Below are 15,722 nucleotides of genomic sequence, written 5' to 3' on the forward strand. Positions count from 1 at the left end.
GCCCTATGACTGGCAGCTACACACAATCAAGCACCAGCACCTTTACGATCACTCATGCCCGCCACATGGCAGCGAAATTGGCCGCCGACCTCAAGCGTATGCAGCGCTTCTATGGGGCGCCCAGCGATGACAGAATCGCCGCTTATGAGACCGAAGTGGTTGAATTGTTGAAGGCCGGCTATCTGGACACAGTCACCTACGGTTTCAAGCGGGGTGATAACTGGATCGAGCCCACACTGCGCTACACCGCAAAAGATCTTGCAGGCATGTCCGGAATCGATGACGATCCCGGCAAGCTCCGCCCAGGCGCAGATGTATCCGGGGCGAGCTTCTACAACTACCTGACGTATTCCTCTGCCTGGTTCACGCTGTCGGCTCCTCAGCGGGAGTCATTTGAAAAGTCGCTTCCATTTCAGCGTACCGGGGCAGCCGAGCCTGGTATCAGCGGAAGCCTGGTGTCTGACCGCAGCTACTCTGCGGGTGGCAAGGCACTCGACCGCCTCAGTGTCAGGAGCTACTAATGCACTCAAAGCCAACCCTTGACGAGTTGTTTGATCAACGTCGCATCTATCCGGACATCGACGCCCGCACCCGATTGGATCGGCTGATTGGCGTGGACGATCAGAAGGCTCGCTTGTCGAAGATTCTCGGCCTGCTAGTCCACCCAGCTGGCCTGGAATTGTGGGCCAAGCGCCATCACCCAGGTGCCGCAACGCTGCTTGATTCCGTACTGCGCCGACCTCCTTTGGTCATTCTTTCCGGTGACGTCGGCTCTGGCAAAACCGAATTGGCAGAGACTATCGGTGATGCCGTGGCGCGACAGGAGAAGATTGATATCACCTTGTTCCCGCTCAGCCTGGCCACCCGAGGCAAGGGACAGGTTGGCGAGATGACCCAGCTACTCACCACAGCGTTCGACTACGCGCTGGCAGAAGCGACCAAATTGCAAGGTCGCGGAAAAAGCACCGGAGGGGTCATCTTGCTGGTGGATGAGGCCGATGCGCTGACCCAGTCTCGGGAATCGGCGCAGATGCACCATGAGGATCGAGCAGGGGTCAATGCCTTCATCAGGGGTATCGATCGTCTGGCGCAGACGAAGGTGCCCGCCGCCGTGATCATGTGCACCAATCGCCTCAACGCGCTGGATCCGGCCGTACGCCGTCGCGCCGCTGACATTTTGACCTTCAACCGTCCTGATTCAGCTCAGCGACGCTACGTCCTGGAACACCAGTTGCGACCGCTGGGTCTATCCTCCGTGCAGATCGAAGGGCTGGTAGAGGCCACTGGAGCGAAGGATGGACAAGAGGTCGGCTTCACCTACTCTGACATCACACAGCGGTTGATCCCCTCGATCGTACTAGATGCTTATCCAGACCGATCGATTGAGAGCAAACGCGCGCTTGAGATTGCTCGCCCAATGCAGCCAACGCCGGCGTTTCAGGATCATGGCTGAGATGCCTTCCCAGCACGCGCCGGGGCGCCGCTGACACTGTTTCGTGTGGCACAGCTGGCTGCCCCACCCCAGTCGCTGCTATTTCACATTGTTGACCAGGCAAGCGCCTGCTGCTGAGTGTATGGAGGTCCCAAGATGTCCCAATGGTCACTTTCACAGCTGCTTTCTTCATTGCATGAGGATGTTCAGCTGCGCCTTGCCACTGTCCGGAAGACGTTCAATCACCCAGGGTCCAAGGGGGATGCCAGTGAGAACGTGTGGATCAGCTTGCTGGATACCTACCTACCAAAGCGCTATCAAGCTGCGAAGGCACACGTGGTGGATAGTCAAGGAAATTTCAGCCAGCAGATTGATGTGGTGATTTTCGATCGGCAGTATTCACCGTTTATTTTCACCTACGAGGGTGAAATCATTGTTCCTGCCGAGAGCGTCTATGCGGTGTTCGAAGCCAAGCAGACAGCGAATGCAGAGCTGGTGGCGTACGCCCAGCAGAAGGTGGCAAGCGTTCGACAGTTGCAGCGCACTAGCCTGCCAATCCCGCACGCGGGTGGGGTCTATCCGCCAAAGGCCTTGATGCCAATTCTTGGCGGGCTGCTGACCTTTGAAAGTGACTGGAGTCCAGCGCTTGGGCCCTCCCTGGAAAGGGCACTGACCGCCAATCCCGGCGACGGGCGCTTGGACCTTGGCTGCGTTGCTGCGCATGGTCACTTCTTCTTTGACCATTCCAAGGATCGCTATCTCTTTGTGAATGAGAACAAGCCCGCGACGGCGTTCCTCTTCAAACTCATCGCCCAACTTCAGTTCAGTGGGACCGTACCGATGATTGATGTTGAGGCTTACGGCCAGTGGCTGACGAAGTGATGGCTTGGTCATGGCAGCTGTTGGGCGCGACATGAGGCATGCCTGCCCGGGTACTCCGCGCTGTTTAGCGAGGAAGCTTGCCTGAGGGAGACGCCTCTAGGCTTCACGCGCTTCGTGCCCAGCTCGAGGTGCACCGAGTGAGGTCGCTGCCTTCCGGCCCGGAGCACGGATGTTTCAACTTGGGGCGTCGCGCGATTAGCTTGTGCACAATCAGCGTCAGCGGGCCAGCGCGAGGCTGGCTGAATCTCTAGCGATGCCGCGACTATCCCTTCCTCCGAGTCCGAGTCCGAGCCCCACCTCGACCACGTGGCGGGGCCGACCTAAAGGAAGAGGTTCGCAACCTCCAATGGCCACCTCGACTGCTGCGAGAGCGGCTCGGCCACAATCATCGATAGCCTGCCGGACAAGAGCATTCCAGTCCCCACAGCATTGATTACGCTCGTTTGAACTACGCCGCCGGGCACAGCCGCTCCATTGGCTTTGCCTCAAATTAGAAGCCGTGCATTGGCGCCGCGCCAAATTCATGCACTAGCGTTGTGCAATGTCCAACTACACAGCATTGGCGCGCGCGCGATTGTGGTGCAACACCGCATCGATCCATTGATTAATCAATGAGATACAGAATCATAGTTTTGCGCGTGCAACAAGGGCTGGGCTTCGTTCAGGCGTAGCAACTCCTCCTGCGCGACGGCCGCGAACTAGTGCCGCAACATATGGTCTGGCTGTTGCTCACCGTTGCGCAGGCAAAGGAATGGCTTCGAATGACGGTCGAACTCCGAGCAACGCTCGAGCATGACACCAGCGAAAAATTCGCCTTACAGACCCCAAAAGCCATCCCAAATTGTTCGCCACCATGACTTAATTTTCTTGCCGGGATCGATTGGCTGCCTTGCCAACCCAATAACAAGCCATGCCGTGGACCCGGCAATAATGAGAAGCCCTACGACCGTAAATACAATCGGATTCACACTCCGCCAGATCCACCAGGACAGAAGAACAAGAACGATCACTGCCAAGTACTTCAGGAGAATGCCACTCATAATCCCATTGTCCCCACTTCCTGAATAAACTCCCACGGAGATCTCCGGGCATCCCTGATCCGCTGCTCCAGCACCTCGATCCAGAAAGGCTCATTAGGATCGTCGGTCTCGGTTCCCCAGGGGAGAAGTCCGGAATATGTCTTGATAACCTCGCCCCTCGTGTAGTTGCTGCTATCCTCACATGCCGCTTCAGCCCACTGCTGCTGCGCGCGGGCCCATGCTTTTTGCCCACTAGTGAGATTCCATACTCCCAGCCCCAGGGTCGCGGATCCGGCAGGAGCCCCTACGCCCGTCCCCTCCAATCCAAGACCGGCCGCAACACGCAGCGTGCCCACGGAAAAGAGCCGCCCGGCATTCACAGCATTACCAACTGCCACGGCGGTCTTATGCACATTCCTTAGGCCAAGCGGATCAATTGCGCTGACGGGATTGCCGCTTACATAGGCGTACATATTGACCCCCCCACGAAGCCCGATGGGATCTTCTGAGATGAATCGCCCCATGCCTGAATGGTAATAGCGAGCGCGATAGTAGTAGAGGCCGTTCTCGTCGAGCTCGCGACCGGTGTACCTATACGGGTTGTCGTAGCCTTGGGTACTGCTTGAGCCACCGTATGGATCGGCATCGTACGCGACAAGCAGATCTCCTGAAGCACTTGAAAGAGCGATCGTGCTTCCCAAATGGTCTGTCAAGAAATACGCCCGCTCCCCCCCCGCATTGCGAGCGAACCTCTCATCCACTCCCAGGCCTGTAAAAACAGGGTTACGAGCTCCGCCGCGCGTCTCCTGTACAGCAGTCAAGCCGTCGTATAGATAGCTAGTCACCACCCCCTTTTCGGCTTTCGTCACCCTGCGACCGAGCCCATCGTACTTGTACTCAGCGACAACTTCACCAGCCTCAGAAACGCGCACAAGCTCATTTCGGGAATTCCACTCAAGGACGCGACCTTCGTAGGTCAGCAGATTGCCGTTGGCGTCATAGGTCAACGTCTGGCCGTTGTAGCGTGTCTGCCGCTGATTGTCATCGAAGCTGTTCTCTCCAATGCTAGCGCTTGGGAGAGACTTGGAGGAGAAGGTTCCGGTCTGGGAAACAACAAGACCCCGATTGTCATATGCGTAGCCAAGATTACCAAGTGCCTGCCCCCCGCGGCTCCATGCAAGGCCAGTCAGCTGGCTTCCTTCGTTGTATGCATAGCCCGCCCTCACCTGGTTGGGCAGCGTCATACTCGTTCTTCGGTTCACTGAGTCATATGTGTACTCAACCACCTCACCGAGCTGCTGCTGACCAATCAGTCGATCACCGTCGTCATAGATGTATCGCATCTCCGGCTGATTGTCCGCGACCATCGAGGTGCGCCGGCCGACCAGATCGTAGCCGTAATTCACCTCGCCTTGTGCGCTGACGACCCTCACGATTCTGTCTAGCCCGTCGTACTCCCAGGCGAGGACACCCGACGCCGAGTCATTCAATGACAGCCTTCGGTTACCTGCATCATAGGTGGACGCAACGGTCGTTCCGTCGTGATAGGTGGTCAGGATATGACGACCGAGCGCATCGTATTCGTAGTGACTCGTGAATCCACGTCGATCGGTGTACCTTGTAGGCCGACTCATAACGTCATAGGCCCACGTCTCGACTTGCCCAAGACCATCGGTTCTCTTGATCATGCGATTTCGATTGTCGAAATCGTAGGAAAGCCCCCCGTTATGGGGAAGCAAGACATCTGTCAGATTGCCATTCGGGTCGTAAGCGAGTTCGACTACCTCACCTGCCGCCATAACCGCCCTGACCATTCTCCCCTGCGGGTCGTACTCCGAGCGCACCAGCTCACCATTCGGCCCTTCACTGGCGATCACACGCCCCAGCGCATCATGACGATAGGTCGTTCCGCGGCCCAATGGATCGCGCGTGGCGGCCAGATCGGCTCCCACGTAGTATGCGAAAGACGTATTTGACAGCGCATCGGTCAGGGTTTCTAGCTGTCCCGAGCTGTTGCAACCAAATGTGCTGCTATGGCCCAAGGGGTTAGTGACTTTCGACAAGCACCCGCGATCGTACTCGAAGTGCGTCACGCGCCCCAAAGGATCAGTCAACGCCGTCACCCGACCCTCCGCGTTGAAGGTTGCTCGCGACTCAATGGCACCCGGAGTACCAGCCAGCCTCGTCGTGCGCACGAGTTGCCCCTCTCCATCGTACTGGTACTCAGTCCGCCTGCCGAGTGGATCTATCCGGGCCAGCATGCGCCCGTCCGCGTCCCGCTCAAATTTATACTCCTGGGCGAGAGACGTGCCGTAGGCCAGCGTATCCGATGCCGGATAAAGGCCACCGTTGAACACTACGCGCCGCTGACTTCCATCTGGATGGGTGACCAGTGTCCCATTGTTCGTGCCATCGAAATGATCGTACTGAATTGCGTACACCGCTCCATCGGCCAGCGTCTGACGAACCACCTGCCCAGTGGTGATCACGCCGGTCCCGATCAGATCAGTCTCTTGGTACTCGTTGAAGAGCAACCGATTCCCTCGTTGATCGTAGATCTCATTCAGGAGATGCTGCTGAACCGGCGCCTTTCCATAGGTCTTGTATCCATACCGCCGGAACGAACTGTCCGGATAGATCACCTTCGCCAGCATACCCAAGGCGTTGTACTCGTACCGCCATGTCGTACCGAGTGGATCAACCGCTGAGATGATCCGGTTCTGGGCATCGTAGTTCAGGTCAATATGCCGCCCATGGGGCGACACTATCCGGCTCACACGACCCGCATCGTACTGGTACTCGATCGTGTTCCCAAAGCGGTCCTGAACCGTCTTGATTCGATTGGGGCTGTACTGCTCGAAGGTCATCTGGCTCCCGTCGCGCAGTTTCAGCCGGTACTTCCACCCGCCCTCGCTTTCAGAGGCGAGGACGGCGCCCGAGAAACCATGCTTTCCGTTGTAGCGCCAGGTGCCGTAGGCCTCACTTCCCGAGGTCTGCTGAAACACCAAAGGTGTGCCGTTGGGAAGTACGAGCTGCATCTGGGCATAGCTGTTCTTCCTGGCAATGCGATAGTTGAAGCCGGCGCCAGTTCCGATGCCGAACTCGCGCTTCACCGAATCGCTGGGTCGATAGTTCCGCCCCAGGATCAGCGGCATCACGTCGGCAATCGAGATGTCGGTTTCCTGGTATGTGAATCGCCCTGTTCGAAGATCAATCGGGTCACCCGCTGTCGCGTTGCTGCCGGTACCGGCATTGCATTCGCCGCACTCCTGCGGGTCTGGAGGCATCCCCTCCTCCGGAGCCGGGTCGTTCGGACTGACCGCCGCACCAAAGCTCACCACTTCGTGAAGCGCAACTCCCGGCTCCGGGACGAACTGAGTCTCTTCCTTGTTTACCCGCCCTTGGCCGTACACACGCCACCCTTCCATGGCGTCGTAGAGCCAGAAGTCGGCACGCGTCCCTTCTGGATGACGGTCGTAGTTCGGATAGTGGACAGTGGCTCCCCTGCCAGCTTTCGGCGTAAGACCCTGCAGAACGGCGCCGCCGGGTTGCAGGGTGAAGTACATGGAGAAGTTCGCCGGGAGCGGATAGGGCGAGCGGTTGATCGGCGTGGGGACGATCGCCACTTCTGTCACGATCTTGCCCTTCTGATCCCGAATCACCGTGCCAGCAGGAAGATGCAGCTCCATCCCCGGTAGATCCGGATGAGTAAGCGTCAGGTCCTTGGCACTGGGAGAGGAGATCTTGATCTTGTCCCGCTCAGTGATGCGCGGCAACCACATGGTGAACGGGACCTGGGTGAGCTCACCCTCCTTCACATCCACGCCCGCAACGAACTGTCCGTACTCATAGCCAGCACTGTTGGCAGTCGTACCGTCGACATAGACGCGCTGGCGCCCGGCAGGGACATCGTACAGAAGGAACTGCCCACTCTGGTTGGTCCGGGCGCTGTTGGAACCCACACTGACAGCCACACCGGCCACTGGCACGCCATCGGTGCGCAGCACCGTTCCGGCCAGGGCAGTCTTACCAAGTGCCTTGTAGAAGGCTGGCATGAATCCCAGGTAGGAAAGTTCCGGTTGCCGGCCGAGCATGCGCCAATGGTCGCCCAAGTTGTCCTGCCCTGGCGTCCAAACGCCTTCGTGCATGCTGCTCGCGCGCGCACAGGGCTGAGGCACCCGAGCTCGACCACCGCAGTAACGGACATTGCTTTGTGACTGGACAGTCTTGCTGGCGTCGGCCGACGCTCCCTGGGCAGCAGCGTCCGGAGAGAGCGACACCGTTGTGAAGTCCACCATCATCAGGGGAAGCGCCCTACCCTGCTGTGTACGAACGCCATCAACCATCAGGGTATAGGGAGCATTTGGGAAGAGCGACCGCGCCGGCTTCACAAAGACAAGGCGCCCCCCTTCGGCCGCTACGATGTGTGCCCTCGTCGTTCCACCTGGCCCGAACAAAGTGATGTTCGCGTCGTTGAGGTCATCCAGTCGCGCAGGCTCGGTGAAACGAAGAGCAAGACGGGCGTCCACATTGACGTCCTTGGCGTTCTGCATGGGGAGCGCGCCGGCCAACCCTTCAGACGATGACCGTGACACCGGCTCTGGCCCACGAACTACGACCTTGTTGCTGGCTGGATCGAACAGCATATCCGCGCGTGAGCCAACGGACCCTGCTCCGCCATTGAGAAGATCGACCTGGCCGTCTGCGCGCAGCACCGCCCTATGGCCTGAGCGCGGCGCAGTACCCTCTGGCTGAATCAGCTGCCCCAAGTCAGGGCTCCAGACCTCGTAGCCGCTACCCTCCCCGTCACCACCGGCAAACAACACGCGGCCGTCTGTCAACACGGTTGCTGTATGGCCACTCCGCGCACTCATCGGCAACCCAAGCGCAGGCTCAAGCACACGCAGCTGCGGATCGAACCATAGCCCATCCTGCTGCAGCCTTCCCTGGCCATCCCGCCCGCCCCAGATCAACACGCGCCCGTCAGGCATGATGGTCAGGCTTGGATTCCTGCGAACCTGAGGCAGCGACCAGCGCCGTGAAACCTGGCTTCCAACCGAGTGCTGCAGCTGAAGTTCGGCGCCACTGGAGGAGACCAGCAACAACTGGCCTTCCGGAAGCCGGAGTGACTTCTGGATACCAGGAGCGCCAGTGCGCTCAGCCGCCCTGGATGCATTCTCCGCGGACGTACCGGATGCGAACAGCTGCTGGGACGGCCCCACAGCCCCGACCAGGCCCAGCAAAAGGCCGATCAAGAGAACGTTCCAACGATTGCGATTGCTGACCATGCCTTTGCTCCAATCCATTGTGCAGGCGGCCTACTGCGGGCAGGCCGATTGTCCCTACTTCAACTCGATACTCATTGACAGAGGTCTTCCGTAGTCCGGATTGACCATCATGCGGTAGGTTCCGCCGCTGGGCAGTGCCGGCAGTTGCAGCACCTGGTTCGCAGTGACGTTCGCGCCGGTGAGTGCACTGCCGTCTGGCTTGTAGATCACACAGTAGACGTTGCCGCCTGACGGCTGGGTCACCGGGTCGGTGAAGTGCATGGCAAGCTTTTCACCACCTGTACCATCGAACGATAGCCAACCGTTCTGCCCCACGCGCGGCAGCGAGAGCAACAGCGGTGCACCCTTCCTCAGCACACCGGTCACGTCCGTGGATGCCGTCGCCGTGAAGCCGATCTGCTGATTGCCGGAAACTGGCCGGACGTACAGCCGGTAGGTTCCATCAACGTTGGCTGTCAGCTTCATCTGACAGCCTCCATTCTGCGGGTAACAGTTTGCACTTGAGGTCACGCCGTCCGGCCCATGGAGGGAGGCGGCGAAGTAGGTCCCGCTTGAGACGTGGAGATTCGAAAGGCCCACCGTGACGCGCTGCAGGGCTTTTGCCCCAAACGTCAGGAATACCTCCTGGCCGCCCAGGTCGGTCACGATGCTGGCGTCGCTGCCGTCAAGACGTAGTCCGCTGGCACCGGAGGCGAGTGTCAGCCTCGCCTGCAGGGACTCGCCATGCGTTGAGTCGACCACCACCGAGTACTGCCCCGTTGCCGGCAAGACCGGAAGACGCAAGGCCTCAAAGGATGAGGTATAGGTACTCGTCCACTGGGTCCCGTCTGGCCGGTATACGCGGTAGTAGATGGTGCGCTCCGCGGGCAGCGTCACCTGCCCTGCGATCTGCAACGACAGCCACTGCCCGGCCTGGCCGTCAAAAGTGAATCGAGCATTCTGCCCTCGCCGGCCGATCGAAAGATCATGCGGCCGATCCAGTTGCAGGACACCTTCAATATCCTGCGAGAGTGTGAGCTTGTAGGCGAAGGTCTGACTACTGGATTGTGGAGTGACCGCAATACTGTAGGTTCCGGATACCGTTGGCGCCAGGCTGAGCTTGCAGCCTTGATTGGATGCCGAGCAGGTCGTGCTGGTAAACGCGGCACCATCGGGGCGATAGACCGCGACGCTCACATAGCTGCCGGAGGATACGGTGAGGTCATGGATGCCGATGCTCAGCCGCTGCCCTGCATTTGCCTGGAACCTGGCATGTGTTGATTGCCCACCATGCTGGGTCTGAACAGCTGCAGGCTCGCCACCGATCAGCTGGACTGCGCCCGAAGCGAGGGTGACCCGGCTGCTCACAGTCTGCCCATAGGTGCTGTCAACGAACACCTGGTAGGTCCCTGCAACAGGCAGTCGCAACTCTTGCGAGCCATGCCCGGTTGCCCCCATCGTCACCAGCGTGCCGCCATCGGGCTTGACTACCCGATAGTAGATCGTTCCATCTACCGGGAATGTCGTCTGCGCGGCAACCTGCAAAGCGACCGCATCCCCCGCCGCACCAGTGAAGCTGAGCCGCGCGTTCTGGCCGCGACGCGGAAGCACAAGATTCAGGGGTTCGTTCGGCAGCAGTACTCCGACCTGATCCAGCGAGACCAGCCATGTGTATGCGAATGTCTGGCCGGCAGACTGAGGGGTGATTACAACACTGTGCCGGCCGGTGCTGTTGACGGATACGTTGAGTTTGCAGCCCTTGTTGGAAACGTAGCAGTTGGCGCTGGTCAACTGGCTGCCGTCAGGCCGGTAGATGGTTGCGTAGACGTAGCTGCCGGACGACACGCTGAGGTCATAGATGCCGACTCCAAGCTGCTGCCCCGCCACCGCATCGAAAGTACCGCGCGTTGATTGGCCACCATGAGTCGTCTCCACTGCGGCGGGCTCACCACCAATCGACTGAGGGTCACCCGCATCAAGCGTCAATCGACTGGTCACAGTCTCCCCATATGCCGAGTCGACGAACAGCTGGTACTCGCCGGCAACAGGAAGACGCAGCTCCAACGCCCCAAAGTTCGTCGTACTGAAGGAACTCAGCGAAGTCCCATCAGGCTTGTAGACGCGATAGTAGACGGACCTATCTGCCGGAGTTGTCGATTGCCCTGAAACCTGTACAGAGAAGGATTCTCCGGCCGCACCACTGAAACTCAGACGCGCGTTCTGTCCTCGACGGGGCAGTACCAGATCCAGCGGCTGATTGGCAGTCAGAGTACCCGTTCGGTCCTGCGACACCATCCACTTGTAGGAAAGCGTCTGATTGGCCGAGGTTGGCACGACAGCCATGCTGTAGATGCCCGACTGGTTGGCCTGGACATTGAGCTTGCACCCCTGCTGACTGGCGTAGCAGCTCGTACTTGCGGCCAGACCTCCGTCAGGACGATACGCAGCGACATTCACATATGAGCCGGATGACAGAGACAGGTCGTACACGCCGATTCCGAGCTTCTGGCCTGCCGTTGCCTGGAAGGTTGCGCGGACAGACTGCCCGCCAAGAGAGGTCTCTACGGAGGCGGGATCTCCGTCAACGGCCTGGGCGTTACCGACAGCCAACGTAACGCGGCTATTCAAGGTTTCACCATAGCGAGGCTCCACCAGAACCTGGTAAGCGCCCGATACCGGCAACCGCATTTCCAGCGAACCGTGCCCCGTTGCACTGAACGAGTCCAGCGAGTTTCCGTCAGGCTTGAGAACCCTGTAGTAGGCGGATCGACCTGCCGGAAGCGTGCTCTGGCCAGCAACCTGCAATGAGAGGGTATCGCCCGCCTCGCCGTTGAACCCCAGGCGTGCCCGTTGGCCCCGGCGCGCGATCACAAGATCCAGTGGAACATCCCGCGTAACTGGAATGCGCAGATCACGCGACAAGGTGGCTTTGTACTGCACTGTCTGACTGGCACTCTGCGGCGTGGTCACCACACTGTAGGTTCCACTCTCTACAGCATTGATTCCTAGCGCACACCCTTGATCCGACACGTAGCACGTAGCACTGGCAGCCGTGTTCCCGTTCGGGCGATAGACCGCCACACTGACGTAACTTCCGTTGGAGACAGCCAGGTCGCTGATGCCAAGGCCCAACTGCTCGCCTGCAGTTGCCTGGAAGGTCATGTAGATGGGCTGCCCTGGAACCGTGGTGGCAAACTCGCCCTGACCGCCGTCGATCTCTGTTCCGCCCCCTGCCCCCGTTGTCAGGGTGACCTTCGACGTAGCCGTCGATCCATAGTTGGGATCGACGAAAACCAGGTACTCGCCACTGACAGGAAGAGACGGAAGATTCAGCGTCTCGAAGCTGGACGTGCTTCGGCTGATCAGGGACGTACCGTCAGGCTTGTAGACACCGTAGACGACCTGCCTGCCTGCCGGTTGCGTTACCTGCCCTGCGACCTGCAGGGCCAGCGTTTCTCCCGCCTGGGCATTGAACGTCATGCGGGCGTTCTGACCACGACGTGCAATATTCAACGTCTGCGCCGTCTCCCGCGACAATACCTGACGCAGATCATTGCTGACCGTCAACGAGTAGCTCATCGTCTGATTGGCTTCATGAGGCGTCATCACAATGCCGTAGATGCCGGCCTCCGGCGCACGCAGATTGAGATCGCATCCCTGTTGGGACTGATAGCACGTGACGCTACCTGCTGACCCGCCATTTGGCCTCGCAAGCGTGACCGTGACCGCCGAACTCCCATTGCTCAGCTGCAGATCGCTGATACCGATACCCAGGCGCTGATCGACCTCATCGACCTTGAATGTGGTGAATGTTGCCTGCCCTCCGGCCGCGGTGGTGACCTGGCCCGACTCGCCGTCGATGACCGGACTAGTTCCGTTGCCAGCCGTCAGCAGCACGCGTGATTGAACCGTGGCGCCATAGCTCGGATCCACGAAGACGAAGTATTCTCCGGCAGCCGGCAAGTTCATCATCTTCAGGCTTTCGAAAGCGCTGGTCCCTATGCTTGTGAGCGAGTTTCCATCAGGCTTGTAGACGGTGTAATAGACCGTTCGATTTGCCGTACTGGTTTGACCACTGATCTGGAGCGCCAGATTGTCACCAGCGTTCGCGCTGAACTTCAGGCGTGCATTCTGGCCCGGCCGGGAGATGTTCAGGCTGAGTGGTTGCTCACGGGAAAGATCGATGATCTGGTCATTGCTAAGAAATGCTGTGAAGCGCATCGCTTGCGATGCAAGCTGCGGCGCGACAACCACCATGTGAGTACCCACTTTGGGCGCACGGATATTGAGGTCGCATCCACCATCGCTGAGTTGGCATGCACGACTTACGAGCAGATCTCCGCTTGGCCCATACACGCTCACATTAGCGTACGAGCCAGTGCTCAGCTGCAGATCTCGAATCCCAAGCCCAAGCCGTTGGTCTGCGATCGTAGTGGTGAAGGTGATGAGCGCTGGTTGCCCCGCGACGGGGGCGACAAATCCACCCGCTGTGCCGTCTATCTCAAGACCACTCTGCCGCCCCGAGGTTAGGGTAATTCTGCTCTGCAGCGTGGCACCATGGGCCGGATCCACAAAGAGCATGTACCGTCCCGAAGCAGAGAGCGTCGGGAGGCGAAGCGTATCGGAACCTGCGGAGTTGACACTGGTCAGCAGCGCGCCATCGGGGCCGTAGACCTGATACGAAACGTACTTCGCCGACGGCTCGGTTGATTGGCCGGCGATCTGTATGCCAAGAGTCTCGCCTGCCTCCGCGTTGAAGTAGAGCCTCGCATTCATGCCACGACGGCTCGTCGAGAGCTGATAGGGCGACTCGCGGGCGATATCTGCATGCAGATCCGTTGTCACCAAGGCCCGCAACCGCATGGTCTGTGTCGCGTTGAGCGGCTCAACCCTGACGCTGTAGCGACCGACCTTGGTTGCGCGAACATTGATGCCGCACCCGCCGTCGGACTGATAACACGTGGTTGTGCCCAGGGAGGTGCCGTCAGGCTGGAAGACGTAGACCCAGACATAGTTTCCATTGCTCAGGGTCAGGTCGCTGATCCCTATGCCAAGACGCTGATCCACCTCGGTGGCGGTGAAATTGAAGTAGACAGACTGCCCACCGGACTCGGTCTGGAAGTCACCCACTTCGCCGTCCACTTCCCCACCACCTCCTCGGCCTTCGCTAAGAATCACGCGAGCGGTAGAGGCAGCCCCAAAGTCTGCATCGACAAATACGAAGTACTGACCCGTCTGCGGTAGGCTTGGAAGATTGAAGAACTGATGGGTGGTGACATTCGCGCTGGAGAACAGGGTCCCATCCGGCTTGTAAACCGCGTAGTTGACGTATCGACCGGCAGGCAGCGTCGCCTGGCCCATGACCTGAAAGGACAGAGACTCCCCGGCCTGTGCGTTGAACAGCAGCCTGGCGTTCTGCCCCCGTCGCGGCACAACCAACTGCAGGGGCGTTTCGCGCTGAAGATCCATGCGGAGATCGTTGGTAAGCGTCACCTTCCCCTGGAAGGTCTGCGCCGTTGAACTCGGAGCAAAGACCACACTGTAGATCGCCGTCTGCGGTGCCCGAATATTGAGCTGACATCCGTCGTAGCTGGGAAGGCAGGATGCGCTGACCACCGTGTTGCTTCGATTCATGACGGTGGCATACATCGAGGTTCCGGAGGAGAGAGTGAGCCCCTCCAGCCCCAGTCCCAGCCGCTGGTCCACACTTCCACTGAAGATGAATCGCTTCTTCTGACCGGCAATCGTCGTTGCAAGCGGCAGCGTTTCGCCGTCGGCCATGATCATGCGGCTGCGCTCGATGGCCAGCTTCCAGCTGGCGGGCCCCTGCGAAGGCTTGATCAGCAGCAGGTACGTTCCCGCTTTCGCCGCAGGCGGCAGTAGCACGGTGGGGTCTGAGGTCGTTGCGGTACCGTCAACCACCTTGCGATTTGAGGGATCGTAGAGCGTGTAAGCCAGATTGCCGGCCGTGATTGCCGACATCTGGACGTCGAGATGCTCACCCAGCTCAGCATCGAACAGGAGGGCCACCTGCTGGCCGGCGTTCTGGGTGGACAGAGGGATCTCCACACCGTCTGCCTGAACGCGCCGTACGGCAGCGATCTCAGCCGCCGTGACACCAGAAGGCAACACCACCAGATCCCGATCACTGACGGCCAAACCATAGGGCGTGGACAGACTCACCCTGGAACTGGCGCCCCCCAGGGGCACCGAAAATTCCACCTCATTGTTCGCAGCACGCGCGACCAGCGCCGAGCGCGTGCCTACGCGGACGGTAGTCTGATGTGGAAGCGGGTACAACGATTCACCCAGCAGGGTGACTTTCGCCCCAACGGAAACAATCTGAGGGGAGAAGCTATCAATTCTTGGTGTACGACTGGATTGATCAACCACAAAGTCCGTGCGGCTGGTGACCGACTGCGCTCCAACCGTTACAGAGATCGGGCCGGTAACCGCGCCTGACGGCACCACCACCTGCAGTTCGCTACCACTGGCCCCGAGCACGTCCGCGCTGACACCCCCAAAACGCACTGCGTTGGCAGTCGGCTCAGCACTGAAACCCTGCCCCTGGATGCGCACAGGCGTACCGCTGACACCGCGGCCAGGGCTGAAGCCGAACAACACCAGCTCGCCGGCTGCAAAGCGCTCGACCTTCTGGATGTTGCCCATCACATCGTATACGTAACGCGCAGATTCCCCCGCGTCATTGGTCACGGCAGTCAAACGCCCATTGGCGTCATAGACATAGCTTGTTGCCCATGCCTGGGCGGCAAGCGCAAGTACGATCAGGCTCATCAGCCAAACTGCGAGGCGATGTATGTGATATCGCCCTCCCCTGCCGAAGACGCCAGCCATTCGGCCAGCACCTGCACTGCAACGCATGCGTCCTTCCATAAATGCTCACCCCTGAGCTAGCAGCATTCCCGCCGCTTCGTGGAATTGCAGGCGCCCTCGTGGCGCGTCCAGTGGGAAGGATATACAGTCACCAGCGAAGCTCTGTCAATCCGGACGGAGATGACCACGTCCAGGACTGAGATGGGGCGCACAAGGATCGGCGGGATACTCGCAATTGCGTCATTGCTGAGCGCCTGCTCTCCGCTGGGCGAAGCGATAGCGACCCAG

Annotated in this window: 5 protein-coding genes; 3 read left to right on the forward strand and 2 right to left on the reverse strand. The window is 59.5% G+C overall.

Annotated elements, in window-relative coordinates; translation table 11 throughout:
- Positions 1 to 5: 5 nt before the first annotated feature.
- From LZ605_RS05435 to LZ605_RS05445, 3 genes are all read left to right on the forward strand, one after another.
- Positions 6 to 521, forward strand: a complete 516-nt coding sequence (locus LZ605_RS05435; RefSeq protein ID WP_026070608.1) for a hypothetical protein — start codon at positions 6 to 8, stop codon at positions 519 to 521.
- Entirely contained in the window at positions 521 to 1,453 is a 933-nt protein-coding gene (locus LZ605_RS05440) for an AAA family ATPase (RefSeq protein ID WP_017355006.1), read from the forward strand. Before LZ605_RS05435 ends, LZ605_RS05440 begins: the two co-directional genes overlap by 1 nt.
- 135 nt (positions 1,454 to 1,588) lie before the next feature.
- Positions 1,589 to 2,314, forward strand: a complete 726-nt coding sequence (locus LZ605_RS05445) for a DUF6602 domain-containing protein (RefSeq protein WP_026070607.1) — start codon at positions 1,589 to 1,591, stop codon at positions 2,312 to 2,314.
- A gap of 1,036 nt (positions 2,315 to 3,350) precedes the next feature.
- Here the strand turns inward: LZ605_RS05445 and LZ605_RS05450 are convergent.
- Together LZ605_RS05450 and LZ605_RS05455 are read right to left on the reverse strand one after the other, a co-directional pair.
- Entirely contained in the window at positions 3,351 to 8,621 is a 5,271-nt protein-coding gene (locus tag LZ605_RS05450; protein ID WP_249844028.1) for an RHS repeat-associated core domain-containing protein, read from the reverse strand.
- 54 nt (positions 8,622 to 8,675) lie between these two features.
- Entirely contained in the window at positions 8,676 to 15,395 is a 6,720-nt protein-coding gene (locus LZ605_RS05455) for an IPT/TIG domain-containing protein (RefSeq protein WP_249844029.1), read from the reverse strand.
- Positions 15,396 to 15,722: the final 327 nt, after the last annotated feature.

Origin of the sequence: Stenotrophomonas maltophilia, from assembly GCF_023518235.1 — a bacterium.
Lineage (GTDB): Bacteria > Pseudomonadota > Gammaproteobacteria > Xanthomonadales > Xanthomonadaceae > Stenotrophomonas.

Bases quoted from the DNA above. Each gene is read 5' to 3' on its own strand.
- LZ605_RS05450 (WP_249844028.1), bottom strand. From the start codon at position 8,621: ATGGTCAGCAATCGCAATCGTTGGAACGTTCTCTTGATCGGCCTTTTG.
- LZ605_RS05435 (WP_026070608.1), top strand. From the start codon at position 6: ATGACTGGCAGCTACACACAATCAAGCACCAGCACCTTTACGATCACT.
- LZ605_RS05440 (WP_017355006.1), top strand. From the start codon at position 521: ATGCACTCAAAGCCAACCCTTGACGAGTTGTTTGATCAACGTCGCATC.
- LZ605_RS05455 (WP_249844029.1), bottom strand. From the start codon at position 15,395: ATGAGCCTGATCGTACTTGCGCTTGCCGCCCAGGCATGGGCAACAAGC.
- LZ605_RS05445 (WP_026070607.1), top strand. From the start codon at position 1,589: ATGTCCCAATGGTCACTTTCACAGCTGCTTTCTTCATTGCATGAGGAT.